This window comes from Polaromonas sp. P2_G11 (assembly GCF_056403595.1).
Genome location: NZ_JBFUFE010000006.1, coordinates 353,646 through 368,779 on the forward strand (window position 1 = coordinate 353,646; position 15,134 = coordinate 368,779).

Annotated in this window: 23 protein-coding genes; 15 read left to right on the forward strand and 8 right to left on the reverse strand. The window is 61.2% G+C overall.

The window, feature by feature from the left end:
- The first annotated feature begins 89 nt into the window (after positions 1 to 89).
- Positions 90 to 689, forward strand: coding sequence for a hemerythrin domain-containing protein (locus tag AC1DWQ_RS21805; protein ID WP_477671515.1), 600 nt, complete (start codon positions 90 to 92; stop codon positions 687 to 689).
- A gap of 300 nt (positions 690 to 989) precedes the next feature.
- On the forward strand, positions 990 to 1,562 hold the full coding sequence (locus AC1DWQ_RS21810) for a CinA family protein (protein WP_477671516.1): 573 nt from the start codon (positions 990 to 992) through the stop codon (positions 1,560 to 1,562).
- A gap of 8 nt (positions 1,563 to 1,570) precedes the next feature.
- On the opposite strand, the gene AC1DWQ_RS21815 is transcribed toward AC1DWQ_RS21810, so the two are convergent.
- Positions 1,571 to 2,227 carry a GDSL-type esterase/lipase family protein gene (locus AC1DWQ_RS21815; protein ID WP_477671517.1) on the reverse strand — a complete coding sequence of 219 codons (657 nt, stop codon included), beginning with the start codon at positions 2,225 to 2,227 and terminating at the stop codon, positions 1,571 to 1,573.
- 389 nt (positions 2,228 to 2,616) lie between these two features.
- On the opposite strand from AC1DWQ_RS21815, the gene AC1DWQ_RS21820 reads away from it, so the two are divergent.
- The 4 genes from AC1DWQ_RS21820 to AC1DWQ_RS21835 all read left to right on the forward strand — a co-directional run bounded on the left by AC1DWQ_RS21820 (position 2,617) and on the right by AC1DWQ_RS21835 (position 5,648).
- The gene (locus AC1DWQ_RS21820) at positions 2,617 to 3,219 is read left to right on the forward strand and encodes a hypothetical protein (protein WP_477671518.1); all 603 of its coding nucleotides are present in this window, start codon (positions 2,617 to 2,619) and stop codon (positions 3,217 to 3,219) included.
- A 246-nt stretch (positions 3,220 to 3,465) separates the two neighbouring features.
- A complete protein-coding gene (locus tag AC1DWQ_RS21825; RefSeq protein ID WP_477671519.1) occupies positions 3,466 to 4,260 on the forward strand; it encodes an oxygen-binding di-iron domain-containing protein in 795 nt (264 codons plus the stop codon).
- A 107-nt stretch (positions 4,261 to 4,367) separates the two neighbouring features.
- Positions 4,368 to 4,925: a hypothetical protein gene (locus AC1DWQ_RS21830; RefSeq protein ID WP_477671520.1), complete on the forward strand. Its 558-nt coding sequence runs from the start codon at positions 4,368 to 4,370 to the stop codon at positions 4,923 to 4,925.
- 234 nt (positions 4,926 to 5,159) lie between these two features.
- Positions 5,160 to 5,648, forward strand: coding sequence for a DUF2242 domain-containing protein (locus AC1DWQ_RS21835; protein ID WP_477671623.1), 489 nt, complete (start codon positions 5,160 to 5,162; stop codon positions 5,646 to 5,648).
- Between the two features lie 117 nt (positions 5,649 to 5,765).
- Here AC1DWQ_RS21835 and trxC read toward each other — a convergent pair whose 3' ends face one another.
- On the reverse strand, positions 5,766 to 6,203 hold the full coding sequence (gene trxC / locus AC1DWQ_RS21840) for a thioredoxin TrxC (RefSeq protein ID WP_477671521.1): 438 nt from the start codon (positions 6,201 to 6,203) through the stop codon (positions 5,766 to 5,768).
- 176 nt (positions 6,204 to 6,379) lie between these two features.
- Here trxC and AC1DWQ_RS21845 point away from each other — a divergent pair, with 176 nt between their 5' ends.
- Positions 6,380 to 6,745 (forward strand): RcnB family protein, encoded by a 366-nt coding sequence (locus AC1DWQ_RS21845; RefSeq protein ID WP_477671522.1) that lies wholly within the window; start codon positions 6,380 to 6,382, stop codon positions 6,743 to 6,745.
- 150 nt (positions 6,746 to 6,895) lie between these two features.
- Here AC1DWQ_RS21845 and AC1DWQ_RS21850 read toward each other — a convergent pair whose 3' ends face one another.
- The 3 genes from AC1DWQ_RS21850 to AC1DWQ_RS21860 form a co-directional block, all read right to left on the reverse strand.
- Positions 6,896 to 7,417 (reverse strand): hypothetical protein, encoded by a 522-nt coding sequence (locus tag AC1DWQ_RS21850; RefSeq protein WP_457279150.1) that lies wholly within the window; start codon positions 7,415 to 7,417, stop codon positions 6,896 to 6,898.
- 214 nt (positions 7,418 to 7,631) lie between these two features.
- The gene (locus AC1DWQ_RS21855; RefSeq protein ID WP_477671523.1) at positions 7,632 to 8,564 is read right to left on the reverse strand and encodes a peptidoglycan DD-metalloendopeptidase family protein; all 933 of its coding nucleotides are present in this window, start codon (positions 8,562 to 8,564) and stop codon (positions 7,632 to 7,634) included.
- Positions 8,565 to 8,638: 74 nt separating this feature from the next.
- Positions 8,639 to 8,854 (reverse strand): hypothetical protein, encoded by a 216-nt coding sequence (locus AC1DWQ_RS21860; protein ID WP_457279148.1) that lies wholly within the window; start codon positions 8,852 to 8,854, stop codon positions 8,639 to 8,641.
- A gap of 255 nt (positions 8,855 to 9,109) precedes the next feature.
- Between AC1DWQ_RS21860 and AC1DWQ_RS21865 the strand changes: the two genes are divergently transcribed.
- From AC1DWQ_RS21865 to AC1DWQ_RS21895, 7 genes are all read left to right on the forward strand, one after another.
- The gene (locus AC1DWQ_RS21865; protein ID WP_477648908.1) at positions 9,110 to 9,445 is read left to right on the forward strand and encodes an ArsR/SmtB family transcription factor; all 336 of its coding nucleotides are present in this window, start codon (positions 9,110 to 9,112) and stop codon (positions 9,443 to 9,445) included.
- Positions 9,442 to 9,876 carry an SRPBCC family protein gene (locus AC1DWQ_RS21870; protein WP_477671524.1) on the forward strand — a complete coding sequence of 145 codons (435 nt, stop codon included), beginning with the start codon at positions 9,442 to 9,444 and terminating at the stop codon, positions 9,874 to 9,876. Before AC1DWQ_RS21865 ends, AC1DWQ_RS21870 begins: the two co-directional genes overlap by 4 nt.
- A gap of 39 nt (positions 9,877 to 9,915) precedes the next feature.
- Complete coding sequence (locus tag AC1DWQ_RS21875) at positions 9,916 to 10,365, forward strand: DUF1801 domain-containing protein (protein WP_477671624.1); 450 nt, start codon at positions 9,916 to 9,918, stop codon at positions 10,363 to 10,365.
- A gap of 33 nt (positions 10,366 to 10,398) precedes the next feature.
- Positions 10,399 to 10,806, forward strand: coding sequence for a DUF1801 domain-containing protein (locus AC1DWQ_RS21880; RefSeq protein WP_477671525.1), 408 nt, complete (start codon positions 10,399 to 10,401; stop codon positions 10,804 to 10,806).
- A 222-nt stretch (positions 10,807 to 11,028) separates the two neighbouring features.
- The gene (locus AC1DWQ_RS21885) at positions 11,029 to 11,511 is read left to right on the forward strand and encodes an SRPBCC family protein (RefSeq protein ID WP_477671526.1); all 483 of its coding nucleotides are present in this window, start codon (positions 11,029 to 11,031) and stop codon (positions 11,509 to 11,511) included.
- Between the two features lie 13 nt (positions 11,512 to 11,524).
- Positions 11,525 to 11,851: an ArsR/SmtB family transcription factor gene (locus tag AC1DWQ_RS21890; protein ID WP_477671527.1), complete on the forward strand. Its 327-nt coding sequence runs from the start codon at positions 11,525 to 11,527 to the stop codon at positions 11,849 to 11,851.
- 23 nt (positions 11,852 to 11,874) lie between these two features.
- A complete protein-coding gene (locus AC1DWQ_RS21895; protein ID WP_477671528.1) occupies positions 11,875 to 12,225 on the forward strand; it encodes a DUF2200 domain-containing protein in 351 nt (116 codons plus the stop codon).
- A 30-nt stretch (positions 12,226 to 12,255) separates the two neighbouring features.
- On the opposite strand, the gene AC1DWQ_RS21900 is transcribed toward AC1DWQ_RS21895, so the two are convergent.
- The gene (locus tag AC1DWQ_RS21900; protein WP_477671529.1) at positions 12,256 to 12,849 is read right to left on the reverse strand and encodes a pseudouridine synthase; all 594 of its coding nucleotides are present in this window, start codon (positions 12,847 to 12,849) and stop codon (positions 12,256 to 12,258) included.
- Between the two features lie 50 nt (positions 12,850 to 12,899).
- On the opposite strand from AC1DWQ_RS21900, the gene AC1DWQ_RS21905 reads away from it, so the two are divergent.
- Positions 12,900 to 13,622: an SOS response-associated peptidase gene (locus tag AC1DWQ_RS21905; RefSeq protein ID WP_477671530.1), complete on the forward strand. Its 723-nt coding sequence runs from the start codon at positions 12,900 to 12,902 to the stop codon at positions 13,620 to 13,622.
- A 121-nt stretch (positions 13,623 to 13,743) separates the two neighbouring features.
- Here AC1DWQ_RS21905 and AC1DWQ_RS21910 read toward each other — a convergent pair whose 3' ends face one another.
- Both AC1DWQ_RS21910 and AC1DWQ_RS21915 read right to left on the reverse strand, forming a co-directional pair.
- Complete coding sequence (locus tag AC1DWQ_RS21910; protein ID WP_477671531.1) at positions 13,744 to 14,367, reverse strand: DUF938 domain-containing protein; 624 nt, start codon at positions 14,365 to 14,367, stop codon at positions 13,744 to 13,746.
- A 53-nt stretch (positions 14,368 to 14,420) separates the two neighbouring features.
- Positions 14,421 to 15,134: a HEPN domain-containing protein gene (locus tag AC1DWQ_RS21915; protein WP_477671532.1), complete on the reverse strand. Its 714-nt coding sequence runs from the start codon at positions 15,132 to 15,134 to the stop codon at positions 14,421 to 14,423.

Genomic DNA, 15,134 nt, shown 5'->3' on the forward strand with positions numbered 1-15,134 from the left:
TGCGCCAAGTGCACGCCGTTTGATCTTCGTCAAGGCCGGCGGCGGTGCCTGGAGGCATTCTGGGCGCTATTGGCAATTCGCCGATAACCTTGGAGACCGCCATTCACAAACATGCCAGCGTGCAGATCATCCTCGATGAGCACGCCTCCCTTTCCGCCATGCTGCGCTCCATGCTGCTCATGGTGGCGCGCGGCCCGGGCGACCGTGCGCAGCAATTCTTCGACGTCTTTCGGGCCATGCTGTTTTATATCGACGAGTTCCCCGAGCGCCTGCATCACCCCAAGGAGTCAGACCTGCTGTTTCCGCGTGTGGTGCGCTCCGCGCCATCGGTCATGGCTACGGTGCAGCAGCTGGAGCGCGACCACATGAGCGGCGAGAAGGCTGTGCGTGAACTGCAGCACCTGTTGCTGGCCTGGGAGCTGCTGGGCGAGCAGCGAAAGCCCGAGTTCGAGGCGCAGTGCAAACGTTACGTCGAGTTTTACCTGGAGCACATGCGGCTGGAAGAAACGATCATCCTGCCCGAGGCTGAAAAAGTGCTCACCGAGGCCGACTGGAAAGAGCTGGACGCCGCCTTCCAGCAAAACCGCGACCCGCTTGCCGGCAAGCACGCGGCAGACCCGGTGTATGACCGGCTTTTCACACGCATCGTGATGGAGGCGCCGGCGCCCATCGGGCTGGGTGATGGCTGAAGCCTGCCCTGGGCCGGCACCGGGCATGTAGCCTGTCATACGTACCTGACGCGAATCCGTCTGCCCGTGAGCCTGCGGACCAGTCAGGCCGTGCGCAAGCAGCTATGAAATCAATAGCATGACTCTGCGGGCTTCTGTTTGTGTAGGGTGATGGCGGAGCCGCAAGCGGGCAGGGTCCTGCGCCGGGGCGCACATCATTCCTACAAGGCCGTCAGCAACACGCTCTGGCCGCGTGGGCACCGGCAACGCATAGTCTGGATATCTCCGCTAAAGGTTCAGGTGCCGCCTGGGCCGCACGCCATGACGCCTGAGAGCACAAGTCCGCCTTCCCGTCAGTCCTCCCGCGACGCCAGCAGCAACCAGCTCAGGGCCGTCGCGGCTTACATGAAAAACCACTCGCTGGTGTTGGCCACCGCCGAGTCCTGCACCGCAGGCCTGATCGCCGCACACCTCGCGGATGTGCCGGGTGCGGGGTCCTTGCTGGAGTCGGCTTATGTGGTGTATTCACCCCGGGCCAAACAGCGTTGCCTTGGGGTGAAAGCAGAAACCATCGAGCGCTGCAACCTCACCAGCGAAGAGGTGGCTGCCGAGATGGTGCGCGGCGCGATGCAAAAGAGCGAGGCCACCATGGCCATTGCCAACACCGGCGTGACCGACGGCACCGACCCGAAGATTCCCGCCGGCACGCAGTGCTTTGCCTGGATGTTTGCGGGGCGTGATGGACGTGGGGACGCGGTGTTCACCGAAACCCGCAGGTTCAGCGGTGACCGCAACAGCATCCGCGAGCAGGCGGCTGCCTATGCGCTCACGCAGATCCCGGCGCGCCACGCGGCGTTTCTTGAAACGGCAGCCAGGCGCGACCGCACCGGCTGACAAACCCGTCAGGCGACAAATTTCCTGTCGCGCAGCCAGTCGGCCAAACGCCCGGCAAACACCTTGTAGCCTTCCGCATTGGCGTGGATCTGGTCAGAACGCAATTCGCTGCGTGACAGCACATAAGACCAGGCATCGGCAAAAAGCGGGGTGGCTGTTTCCGCGGCGATCTCGGCATACACCTCATGGTCTTTCAGTGAGCCCATCGCGGCAGAAAGCAGCACGGGTTTGGGCTGCGCGATCAGCACCACCTGCGTGCTGGCAGCGGCGGTTTGCACAATCGACCTGATGGCAGCGCGGGTGCTGTCCAGCGGCATGTTGCGCAGAAAGTCGTTGCCGCCAATGCACACCAGCACCAGGCCCGGCTTGTTTTCCTGCAGCAGCGCCGGCAGGCGTGCCAGCGCACCGGCCGCTGTGTCGCCGTTGATGCCCGCGTTCTGCGTGACGTAGCCGGTCAGCAGTTCCAGCTGCTGCGGGTAGCTGGCGCCCGCCGGGGCGCCGTAGCCAAAGGTCAGCGAATCGCCCAGGCACAGCAGGGTGGCCTCCTTGGGCAGGGTCTTGCCTTTGGGCCCGGCTTTTCTGGAGCAAGCCGCAGCCAACAGCAGCGCAGAGCAGGCAGCGCCCAGCAGGAGTTGGCGGCGAAGGGAATGGTGATGCGAGTCCATGCGTCGTGCCGGTTTATTTCAGGTTATCGGGTGGAGCCGGGTGCGCGGCCGGCGCCTTGTCTTCCGGATGCAGCTGCTTGCGGCTCAGCGAAGGGATGATCAGCATGCGCACAGTCTAACCATGCCAAAGCGCATCTGGACACCACTGCAAGCGCGAGGTAATGCAAGGGTAATCACTGCGTAATGACGGGGTAAAGCTCCGTTTGCCTTACACGGCATTCACAAGAGCGGGCCAACAATGGTTTTACTGAAGCGCAAAGGCCTTTGAAAGCAGCGATTCAGGAGCAGCCCCCACGGCCGCTTGCCGAGACGGAGATTTATCGCCGCCACCGCAAGTTGCCCACCGGGTTGCTGGCAATCAAACGCATAAGCATTCCAAGGAGAACCCCATGAAATCGAAATTCCTCACTGTCTCATTGCTGGCCTCAGCCCTGTTCGCCGGGCTGGGATTTGCACCTGCCATGGCGCAGGGTACTAATACACCCGGCATTGACCAGGCGCAGCAAGCCATCAGCGCGCGTATTCAGCAGGGTCTGGCCTCCGGCCACATCACGCCGTCCGAAGCGCAGGTGCTGTACCGCCGCGACCAGGAAATCGCGGCTCGCGAGGCACGTTTTAAATCCAACGGCGTTGCCACACCACAAGAGCGCCAGCAGCTGCGCGCTGACCTGGACGGCCTCAGCGCCGAAGTGGAACGCATGATGAACAACCGCGATGTGGCGGGCAGGCCTGGCAATGCCGGCAATACCCCCGGCATCGACAACCGTGAATTCCAGATCAGCCAACGCATTGACGAAGGCGTGCGCACGGGTCACATCACGCAACGCGAAGCCGCCAGGCTGCACCAGCGTGAACGCCGCATTGAGCGCCACGAGGCCCAATTCAAGTCCGACGGCGTGGTGACCGCGCAGGAGCGCCGCCAGCTGCGCAACGAGCTGACATCGCTGCGCGACGACGTGGAACGCATGATGAACAACCGCCGCCGCGGTTAAGCGGTTAAGTAAAGCGCTGTTCGGGGGCGCCGCCACGCGGTGCCTGGACAGCTGCCATGCGCAAGCAAGGCGCGCCGGTGCCTATTGAGGCGCCGGCGCCTTTTTTTTGCCTGCTGCATCGCGCGTGTTGCGCCGGCGTGGGCGGCGGGCGCACGCTTCAGGCGTGTCATTGACCTGCATCAATACGCGAGCAGCGGGCGGCTTATAAAGTGGCTTTTTTTTCTGCGTCGCCGCACGCATTCAGCTATGCCCATAGAGCTTTACCGTGACGACAGGCATGCCTGCCTGATGTTCACCGACCTGATCGAGGAAGACGCGCATGCCGTCCAGTCCAACCAGTTCCTGATTGTCGACAACGGCACCGGCGCCGTGATCGACCCGGGCGGCAACCTGGCGTTCAACGAATTGTTCCTGGGCATGTCGCGCCACTTCAGCCCGCAAAAACTGTCTTACATCATCGCCTCCCACGCCGACCCCGACATCATTGCCTCGCTGGACCGCTGGCTCACGTCCACTCCGGCACAGCTGGTGATCTCGCGTGTGTGGGAGCGTTTTGTGCCGCACTTCACCAAGGTCGGCAAGACCGAGCAGCGCCTGGTCGGCGTGCCCGACAGCGGCGGGCGGTTGCCGCTGGGGCAGAGCGAGCTGTGGCTGTTGCCCGCGCACTTCCTGCACTCGGAAGGCAACTTCCATTTTTACGATCCCATCAGCCGCATCCTGTTCACCGGTGATCTCGGTGTGTCGATGATGTCAGGCCGGACGGCGCAGGTGCCCGTCACCGACCTGAAGCCCCATCTGCCGTTGATGGAGGGCTTCCACAAGCGCTACATGGTGTCGAACAAGGTTCTGCGCCTGTGGGTGGCCATGGCGCGCCGGCTGGATATTTCCATGCTGGTGCCCCAGCACGGCGCGCCGCTCAAAGGCCCGGCCATCGGCCAGTTTTTTGACTGGGCGGAATCACTGAAATGCGGCATTGACCTGTTTGACGAGCGCAACTACCAGGTGCCCACCGGGCAGATCAACGGCCGGGCAGCGGCTTGAGCCGGTGGGATCAGGCAGGAGTCTGCTACAGCCGGCTGATGGAAATCCAATACCCTCACTAGAATGGCCCGAGCTGCCATGGGGCGGTATTCAGGGATTCATCAACAATGAACAGAAATTTGAGGATATGGGTCGTCGCGGTCCTGGTCGTGCTGCTGGCGGCCATCGCCGTTCTTTGCTTCTTCAACCGCGAGAGGTGGAAGGACTACCGCGATTACTTTCGTGAGGACTACGTGGCTGTCGAGATGCAATATGACAAGCTCACGAGTGCCACCGATGAAAAAGCCGCGCGCAAGCTTTTTCCCAATGTATTTTTGCGCTGCTATGACGATTCGTCTGCACCGCGCCTGGGCGACCGCGTGTGCTATTCCACCGTGACACATGTCGATGGTTTGCCGGCCATGAGCGTGCTGCTTTTCTTTGCAAAGGGAAAACTCACGCACACCATGGTGCGTGTGCCCTGGTGGCGCCATGGTGCGTGGCGCGACAAACTGGTCAGACAGTACGGTGTAGCCCACAAATCAACCACCTTTGCGATTCTTGAAGGTCCCCTGGTGCAGTGGGATTTGCCGGGCGGCGCGTACATCAATTTCCACCGTGAACGCAGCCTGAACCCCCTGGAATGGAGCGGCATCTTCTGGTCGGCAGGCCAGGACGGGAAATAGCGGGCCTGTTTGGCGGCACTCCGCCGGCCTCGCGAACGATTTGCTACAACTGCGACGCACCCGATGCGTAAGCTGGCGCCTCTGACGGAGGTATTGGAGGTATGGTGACACGTTGTGCATGAGACACCTCTTACCTCTGTGGATACCTTTGTGGAAACTTCCCTTTTGATGCAACTCTGGAAATCCTGCCGACTCCCCGCCGTGCTGCTGGCAGCATGCGGCCTGTCGCCCCTAATGACAGGCTGCGTCACCGGCGCCAAAGCGTTTCCGCTGCAGGAAAAGTTTGCCTCCACCCAGACGTATTCGCGCCTCTTTGACGCCACCCCGGCACGGACCTGCGAGGCCTCGCGGCGTGCGTTGCTGAGCCAGGGCTACATCATCAACATGGCCAGCGCCGAATTGGTGGAAGGGCAAAAAGCCTTCCAGCCCGAGCCCGAGGCGCACCTGCAAATGGTGGTTCGCGTGGTGTGCGCCCCCGACACGCCCGATGGAAAAGTGAGTCTGGGTTTTGTCACGGCCCTGCAGGACAGCTACGCCATGAAAAAAACCAACAACTCCGCCAGCCTGGGTGTGGGCGCCATCGGCTCCGTCTCGCTGCCTTTCACGTCGAGCAATGAGTCCATGGTCAAGGTGGGCAGTGAAACCATCACCGCCGATGATTTTTACGACCGCTTTTTTGACCTGGTGAGGCGCTACCTGGTGGCGGACGCCGCGCTCGACTGATTGAGCGGGTGAACGCGCCCCCGGGCGCGGGTGCGCAAAAATTATTGGGAAAAGTGCCAGAAGGCTAATACAGGCGGGCGAAAGCAGCTATAAAAAGCATAGCGCCGGCTGATGGTCTCAGCGTAAATTACCCTGCACCCAGCGCACGATGTCGGCCGCACCCATGGCGCCGGCCTGGCGCGCCACTTCACGGCCGCCCTTGAACAAGGCCAGCGTGGGAATGCTGCGGATGTTGAAGCGCGCGCCCAGGTTGGGCACCGCTTCGGTGTCGACCTTGGCTACGCGCACCTGCGGCTCCAGCTGTGCTGCCGCCTGCTCATAGGTCGGCGCCATTTGCCGGCACGGCCCGCACCACGGCGCCCAGAAGTCCACCAGCACCGGAATCTGGTTGCGGGTGATGTGTTTGTCAAACGCGGCTTCGTCCAGCGCGGTGGAATGCGCGGTAAACAGCGCCTTCTTGCAGCTGCCGCAAGTTGGCTGGCTGCCCAGCTGGTCGGCGCGCACGCGGTTGGTGGTATGGCAGTGCGGGCAGACGATGTGGAGAGGGTCAGTCATCAGGCGCAACTGGGGGCCGTGGCGGGCATTTCAAGCGCGGCGGAGGTCGCCTGGCCGGGTGGCGGCGTTAAATCCGTGCAAACGCCGGGTAAAGCGCGGTGAACAGGCGCTTTTCCTACGCGTGCCGGCCTCTTGCGGGCGAACAATCAAGTTTCACTACAAAGAGAAGGATCCACATGAAAACCAGAACCTTGATGACCGCCCTGGCGGCAGCGTCCCTCGCTTTCAGCGGGCTGGCAATGGCCAAGGGGAAGGATGACGACCACGGCCGCGGCCATGGCCACAAAAAAGCCAAACACCACCATGCCGGCCCGCCGCCGCATTCCCAGGCCGGCGGGCGTGGTGCGGGCCCCGATCACAACTTCTACCGCGGCGGCCGCTTGCCGGCGCAATACCGCGACCGGGGCTATTGGGTAGATGACTGGCGCGGCCACCGGCTGAGCGCGCCGCCTCCCGGCTATCACTGGGTGCAAACCGGCGGTGACTATGTGCTGGTCGCCAACAACACCGGCATTATTTTCCAGATCTATCTGGGCCAGTAGCCAGTAGCCGGAGAATTCCGCGCATGAAAAAGCCGCCTGGAAAGGCGGCTTTTTCTTTTGGGGTCAATGCACTGCTTCAATACGCTACTGATTTGATAGCTGCTTGCGCCCGCCGGTAAAGGGCTACGGCCCCCTTTTATTCAGAAATGCTCAGGCAGCCTTGGCGGTGCGGCGCTGGCTAAACGCCGTCTTGCGCTTGGCGGTGCTGGCCTGGTCGCCGGCAATTTTGCTGGCGAGCTGGGCGGTCTTCTGCTCGATCTGCGCGGCGAGTTTGCTCAGTGCCAGGGCGCCCGGTGCGGTGGCCTGGGCCAGCGTGTTCAGAGTGGTCACGCCGGTTTTTTCTTCAAACAGGCTGGCATTGGCGGCAGCACGCTCCACGCCGCTCTCCAGAACCTTGACCAGCTGGCTCACCACTTGCTGTGCGCCGTTGGTCGTCAGCATCAGGCCCTTGGTGTAGTACACGCTGAAGGCCAGTTGTGCTGCCGTGGCGTTTTTGGCCGTTTCGGCTGTCAGTTCGGTGCGCGACTGTTTCAGGGCACGGTTCCAGCGCTGCTCCAGCAGGATGACTGCGCGCTCGCCGCCGGCGCGGTAGGCGTTGATCACGTGGCGGGCGGTGTTGCCCGAAGACTCGATGAGGTCGGTTGCAACGGTAGACAGGTTTTTGGCGGTCATGGTGTTTCCTTCAAAGGGGTTGAACAATGATTCATCATCAATGTTTTCCCTAGTGAGTGCGACCTACCGGGCTAGAGGGGCCCGTCCAGATTCAGTTGCAGCCTGTTTCTGCCGGGCAGGCGCTATGCTTTTAATAGCTGCTTTCGCAAGGCCCTATTGGGTTCTGGCCACTTTTTCCATTAATTAGCCTGCCGCTACTCACCACTGCTCACAGTTACTCGCCGCCTGCCCGGGCCCCCAGAAACAGCGCCGGGTCCACCATGGCGCGGTTCAGCATCACGCCCCAGTGCAGGTGCGGCCCCGTGACGCGGCCCGTGGCGCCCACGGCGCCCAGGCGCTCGCCCGCCTTCAGTGTGTCGCCAACGGCCACGCCAATCGCGCTCAGGTGGCACATCATGCTCAGCAAGCCGCCGCCGTGGTCCAGCCACACCGTGTTGCCGTTGAAGAAGTAGTCGCCCGTGTCAATGACGCGGGCGGGCAGCGGCGCCACCACCGGCGTGCCCGTGGCGGCGGCGATGTCCATGCCGCTGTGCGGGTTGCGCGACTGCCCGTTGAAGACGCGCCGCAGCCCGAACGAGCTGGAGCGGCGCCCCGGCACCGGCACCTGCATGCGCAGCGGCGTTTGCGGCAAAGGCTCGCTGAAGGTGGCCATCACCACTTCCTGGTGCGCGCGCTCGCGCTCGTAGCGCGCCTGGTCTTCGGGCGACAAATCCACCGTGCCGGGCGCCACCTTCAGGCGCTGCTCAAGGTAATGCTTGGGCGCCACCGTGTAGGCAAGCTGCTGCTGGCTGCCGTCAGGGGCCAGCACCGAGATGCTCGCCTCGCCGGGCTCTGCAGACAGCGCAATGCCCACCAGCGCCGTCCAACCCGCAGGGTCACCCAGCACCAGCAAGGGCACGCCACCGGCCTGCGCCACAGGCCGCACCGCCGCCGGGCCCAGCGGCAGCCGGGCAATGCCGCCGGGAACCTGCGACGCGGCAGGCCAGGCGCCCGAGGGCGCCGGTGCCGCGGCAAGGCATGAGGCAGGCAAGGCCAGCATGCCGGCGCCCGCCAGCAAGACCGAGCGGCGGGTGAATGGCGAGACAGGTGAAGAGGGCAAGGACGGCAAGGACGGCAGGGAGATGGTGTGTGAATGGCTGGCGGACATGGACCCGATTATTGCGGCCCTGCGGCAGCGCTGGCGCCACGAGAAGCCGCAATGACGAACGACGCCCGCGGTGTTTACTGCGTGAGCGTAATTTTTCCTTTGCTCACGTAGTCGTCAAACTGGATGCGCGGAATCGCCGTGACGGCGGCAACACCGTCGCCGGCGTCCCAGCTGAGCGTGGCGCTGTCCGGCTCCAGCGCAACTTCCACGCGCACGCGCGGGATCTCGATGGGCGTACCGTCACCCGGTGTGTAAGTCACGTCACCGGTAATCATGGCGAACTGGGGCATGGCTATCTCCTGGAAGGGGTCGTTATGCGCCTCCAACGGCGGCGCTTGAAACCCATTTGGCACGCATCGCAAGCGTTTGTCTGTCAGAGAAAGGCGGCATTGTTGAATGGCGGCGTTCATGAACTGCCTTCCATGATGGCAACGGGTTGTCACGCTCAGGTCACGCTGAGGTTGACGGGGCTGAATCCCCGGGGCCTTCACTTTCTGGATCCAGGTGGGTTGACAAACCAATAACCATATGGTTATGATTTCGGCATGCAAACAGTTTCCAACGAGGTAGCCAACGAAGTTTTCAAAGCCCTGGCCGACCCGACACGCCGGGCGATTTTTGAGCGCCTGGCCCAGGACGGGGCGCAAACCGTGCGTGCGCTGACAGACCGCGCGGGCGTGTCGCAGCCGGCGGTGTCCAAGCACCTGCGCATCCTGAAACAGGCAAAGCTGGTGGACGACAGGCGTGAGGGCCGCGAAACGCATTACAGCGCCCAGCCGCTGGCGCTCTCCGTCCTGCGCGACTGGGTGAGTTTTTATGGCGCTTTCTGGAACGACCGCATCGATCATCTCGAATCACTTTTGAAAAGGATGGACCAATGAGCAACACTGCAACCCTTAGCACCACCGCTGCTTCCACTGAAACACGCGCCGTCGTCGTTGAGCGCGAGATCCCTTACCCGCCCGAAAAAATCTGGCGCGCCCTCACGCAGCCGCACCTGATCGAAGAGTGGCTCATGAAGAACGACTTCAAGCCCGTCATGGACCAGCGTTTCAGCCTGCGCGCAGACTGGGGCGCTGTTGAATGCCAGGTTCTGGCCATCGAGCCCGACAAAACGCTGTCTTACACCTGGGCCGCCTATGGGCTTGAAAGCGTCGTCACCTGGACGCTCACCCCCACAGGCACGGGCACACACCTGCGCATGGAGCAGTCGGGCTTCCGGCTGGACCAGGAGCAGGCCTACCAGGGCGCCAAGCACGGCTGGCCGCAGTTCTTTGCCAAGCTCGAACAGGTTCTGGCGCGGGCAGGTTGACTGCCCGGGTCTTCGACACAAGGCATTGAGATGAATGCAATGGCCAAGAAGAAGCCCGATGCGAGCAGGGTGGCGGCAAAGGCAGGCAAGCCGGCCCTGCTCTCAGGCGGCAACCCGCAGATTCCCAAGGGCGAGGGCGATGCACCCGTGCAGGCTTACATCGCGGCCATGCCGGGGTGGAAGCGCGACATCGGCCAACGCCTTGACGCGCTCATCGTGCGCACTGTTCCTGGTGTGCACAAGGCCGTCAAATGGAATTCACCCTTCTACGGTGTGGAGGACCAAGGCTGGTTCCTCAGCGTCCATTGCTTCACGAAGTACGTCAAGGTGGCATTTTTTCGCGGCACGTCGCTACGGCCTGTTCCGCCGGGTGAATCCAAGAGCCAAGACACGCGCTATCTCGACATCCATGAAGATGACCCCTTCGACGAAGCGCAGCTCACCGACTGGGTGAAACAGGCCAGCCAGCTACCCGGCGAAAAGATGTGAGCAAACACCAGACATGATGAATGGAGCAACAACATGAACAAGACCAAGAGCGCACCGGTTGAAGCAAAAGAATCAGGCTCAGCTTCTGAGTTGATAGACGCAAAGATCAAAGGCCTCGATGACTGGCGCGGCGAGACGCTCGCCCGCGTCCGGGCCATCGTCACACAGGCCGTTCCCAATGTGGTCGAGGAATGGAAGTGGAGTGTTCCCGTCTGGTCTAAAGACGGCATCCTCTGCACCGGCGAGACCTACAAGAAGGCCGTGAAGCTGACCTTCCCCAAGGGCGCAAAGCTCGAAGACCCTTCGGGCCTTTTCAACTCCAGCCTCGAAGGCAACACCCGCCGCGCCATTGATTTTCATGAGGGCGACAAGGTCGATGAGAAAGCGCTGAAGGCATTGATACGCGATGCCGCGGCACTGAACAAGCCATCGGCCAAATAGACGGGCTCCAGGGCCACTTTCACGCGTCCCTGGGGAATCCCGATCGGCGAAACCACCGTGAGCCGTGCGACGCTCTCACGCGCTGGGTAAGCATTTAGCGTGCAGTTTCCCCATCTGGTTGCAATTTATCGCAGGCGATAAAAATGGTTTCAAATTAATGCAACCATTTTATTGCGCTTTTGAATTGACTTGCGCATAATAAATGCAACCAGGAGATTGCATATGACTTCATCAACGACATCGTCTTCATCATCTACAGACCGCATCGAACGCAGCACCTTGATCAACGCCCCCGTGTCACGGGTCTGGCGCGCGCTGGTGAACGCCGAAGAATTTGGCGGCTGGTTCGGCGTGGCGCTCAAGGGCAAAAACTTTATCGCCGGCCAGCAGGTGCAAGGCCACATCACCATTCCGGGCTACGAGCACGTGGTGTTTGACGTGCTCATTGAGCGCATTGAGCCCGAAAAGCTGTTCTCTTACCGCTGGCACCCCTACGCGGTAGACCCGGCCATTGACTATTCGAAAGAGCCCACCACGCTGGTCGAGTTCACGCTCAAAGACACCGGCAAGGGCACCCTGCTCAGCGTGGTGGAATCAGGCTTTGACAAAATCCCCGTGGCCCGCCGTGCAGAGGCCATTCGGATGAACGCCGGCGGCTGGGAAGGCCAGATGGAGAATATCCAGAAATATGTCACCTCGCACTAAAACCTCTGAAGTCTTGACCCCCCAGCGCGGCCCCGCAGGCGTCTTCGCCGCCCTGGGCGACGAAACCCGCCTGCGGCTGGTGGCCGTGCTCTGCGTGGGCGGCGCCGTGTCAATTGCCCAGCTCACTTCCACCACCGACATTACCCGCCAGGCCGTTACCAAGCACCTGCATGTGCTGGCCGACGCGGGGCTGGTGCATCACGTCAAAGTGGGGCGAGAGCGCCTGTGGCAGTTTGACCCACAGCAGCTCGACGAAGCCCGTCGCTCACTGGATTTGATCGCCCAGCAGTGGGACCAGGCACTGGGCCGGTTGAAGGCCTCGATCGAGGCAGAGGCATAGCCGCTTTGCAGAAGGAAACGACGATGCCCCAGCACAAGATTTTCACGATGGCTTTTGCCAAGGTCTACCCTATGTTGGTTCAAAAAGCCGAACGCAAAGGCCGCACCAAAGAAGAAGTCGACCAGATCATTTGCTGGCTAACCGGTTATGACCAAAAGGGGCTGGACAAACAAATCAAGCTGCAGAATGATTTCGAAACTTTCTTCGCCCAGGCCCCAGCCATGCATCCGAACGTGTCGCTGATCAAAGGTGTGGTCTGCGGTGTTCGCGTAGAAGAGGTCGAAGACCCGCTGATGCAAAAAATACGCTGGCTGGACAAGCTGATTGATGAGCTTGCCAAAGGAAAGGCGATGGAGAAGATTTTGCGGCAATAACTTCTGCGGCGTGTTGGCCCATTCCGCCTTCTATTCCGCTTGCTCTTGCGCCTCACGCCAGCTGCCCTGCGCCAGGCCCTGCAGCGCATAAGGGCCGATGGAAGCGCGAATCAGGCGCAAGGTCGGAAAGCCCACGGCAGCCGTCATGCGCCGCACCTGCCGGTTGCGCCCTTCGCGAATGCCGAGTTCCAGCCATGCCGTCGGGATCGCCTTGCGCACGCGCACGGGCGGCTTGCGCTCCCACAGGCCCGGCGGTGTGTCAATCAACCGCGCGTTGGCCGGGCGCGTCATGCCGTCATTGAGTTGCACGCCCTGGCGCAGTGCGGCCAGAGCAGTCTCATCCGGCAGACCTTCCACCTGCACCCAGTAGATCTTTTCCATCTTGAAGCGCGGGTCGCTGATGCGCGCCTGTAGCGCGCCGTCGCTCGTCAGCAGCAGCAGGCCCTCGCTATCCGCGTCCAGCCGGCCGGCCACATACACGTCGGGTACCGCGATGAAATCTTTCAACCCGCGCCAGCGGCCTTCGGGCGTGAACTGGCTCAGTACGCCATAGGGTTTGTTGAAGCAAATCAAGCGTGGCGGCATGCCGGTTGGGGTGGGCGGAGTGAAGCTGGGGCTGGGCATGGGTGTCATTGGACCATGCCCCGGTAGCGGCACTGCGATAGCATCGCCGCATGAGTACCCAATACGAGAGCATCAAAACCGCGACGCTTTATACCGATGCCTTCGGCGTGGCCGCCCCGGATTCGCCCGTGGAACGCAATGTGTGGCCGCGCAAGCCGGGTGTTTTTATCCGAGCGATAAAAGTCGATGAAGCCGAAGAAGCTGGGGAAGCCGAAGAGGTTGACGAGCCCACAGGCGCTGAAAAGCTCCCGCGAGCGCTGCTTTCGCACGAGCTGGTGACCGGGCAGTTTGGCCTGGTGCCGCGCTGGGTCAAGTCGGCTTCAGACGCCAAACTGCGTTCGACCAAGCTGGTCAATGCCCGCTCGGAAACCGTCACCACGTCGAGCAACTTCCGCGATGCCTGGCTGGCCGGGCAGCGCTGCATCGTGCCCATGATGGCGTTTATGGAAGACGATTGGCGCAGCGGCAAGGCCGTGCCCACCCGCATTGCCCGGGTAGATGGCCAACCCCTGGGTGTGGCGGGCCTGTGGGAGAGCTGGACAGGCGCGGATGGCGAAGTCATCGTCAGCTACACCTTGCTCACGGTGAATGCCAACAGCCACGCCCTGATGAGCCGGTACCAGCAGCCCGGCAACGAAAAACGGATGCTGGCGATTCTGAACGAAGGCGCCTACGATGCCTGGCTCAGCGCCCGCACGGAAAAGGCCAGGGAGTTCATGCGGGCCTATCCGGCCAATTGGTTGACCGCCAACCCGGTTGAGAAAAGCCGCTGATCGCCACGCTAACCGGGTTAGAACGAGAATTTATTTGAAATGATGCTGCAGCCCTTGATGGGAAAGCGCGAGCAGCTATAGAAATAATAGCGAATTCAGTTTTCCGCCGGCGAGTGCGCGGTTAATGTTTTGCCGACTGCTGTGATTTTCCCCAGACCAGCAGCAGGTTGTTGACCGGCATGGCGTGCCGGGCTTGCAACTGCAGGCCGGCTTGCCCGGCTTCTAGCTCTACATCTTCCCTGCGCCTGATGCCCCAAGTGGGATCTTGCGCGCGCAGGCTCTGGTCAAAGTTGAGGTTGCCTTCAGACGTAGGCACACCGTCTTCCAGATACGGCCCATAAGTCACCAGCACGCCGCCCGGCGCCAGGTAGCGTGCAGCGCCCTGCATCAACGCCGCGCAAGTCGCCCAGGGCGAGATGTGCAGCATGTTGGCGCAGTAGATCAGGTCAAACTTTGAATCGCCTGGCAGCCACTCGGGCGCCATCACGTCGAGCACGAGGGGAGGGCACACATTGTCCAAGCCCCGCTCGGCTACGTAGGCTGCAATGGAGTCCATGGAGGCAGGAATCGCATCAGTGGGCTGCCACGTCCATTGCGGAAGGGCTGCGGCAAACCAGGCGACATGCTGGCCTGTGCCTGAGGCGATTTCGAGTGCGTTGCCGCTCGCGGACAAGATCTCGCGCAGGACATCGAGGATGGGCTGCTTGTTGCGGTCTGCCGCGGGGCTGAAGTTGGGGGAAGTCATTCGCAAATTAAAGAGAGGAGCGACGCGTCTCAGTTGAGCAATCAATCGATCCGCTAGGTCGCCGTGGAATACCACGTCGCTTGGCCAATCAAGTCGGTTACATGCTTGTATATAACTCGATCAATCGCGGTCACAAATTTTTCCACCTTTGCAAGTTCGTCTCGAATGTCTTTCGCGCTAGTTCCTGGCATTACTGCGTTGTGTGCTAGTTCCGTACGTTTGTCTGCAAATCCCTTTAGTATGAGCGCGCTGTCTGCTCTCAGTACAGCATTGGTTGAGTGAAATATCTTCGATATCCCTATGCGAGCAAAAACTCTATCAAGGTTCTCAGCGGAGGGATAGGACTTGGTTAGCAGAATCTCTGAGCCGGCAATTGCGGGGGTCTGATCCGTATCCTGAAGAAGAGCCTTCTTCGGTGATTTTGTCATCGACCCAAGACCTTGCAAAAGGCGGCGCTCGTCCCCAGAGGCTTGATAATTTGCATAGTGTTTTTCTAGCTGTAGATTCTGAGAAACCAGAAACATTCGTAGATCAAGCGGAATCTTTTTGGACTCAGTGCCTGGTGTTGAGATGCATCGCGCGAAGATGTCAAAAAGATCCTTTATGAAATTCTCAAATGACCCATGACCAAGGAATACTGCTGCCGAAATCACGTACTGGCGAATGATGGGTTCTGTAATTTGACGATCGGCTTTGGCCAATACATCCCTATATCCCTTGATATGAACTTTGAACTCGCGCAAGGCGCGACTCTGCTTGTAAGCCAT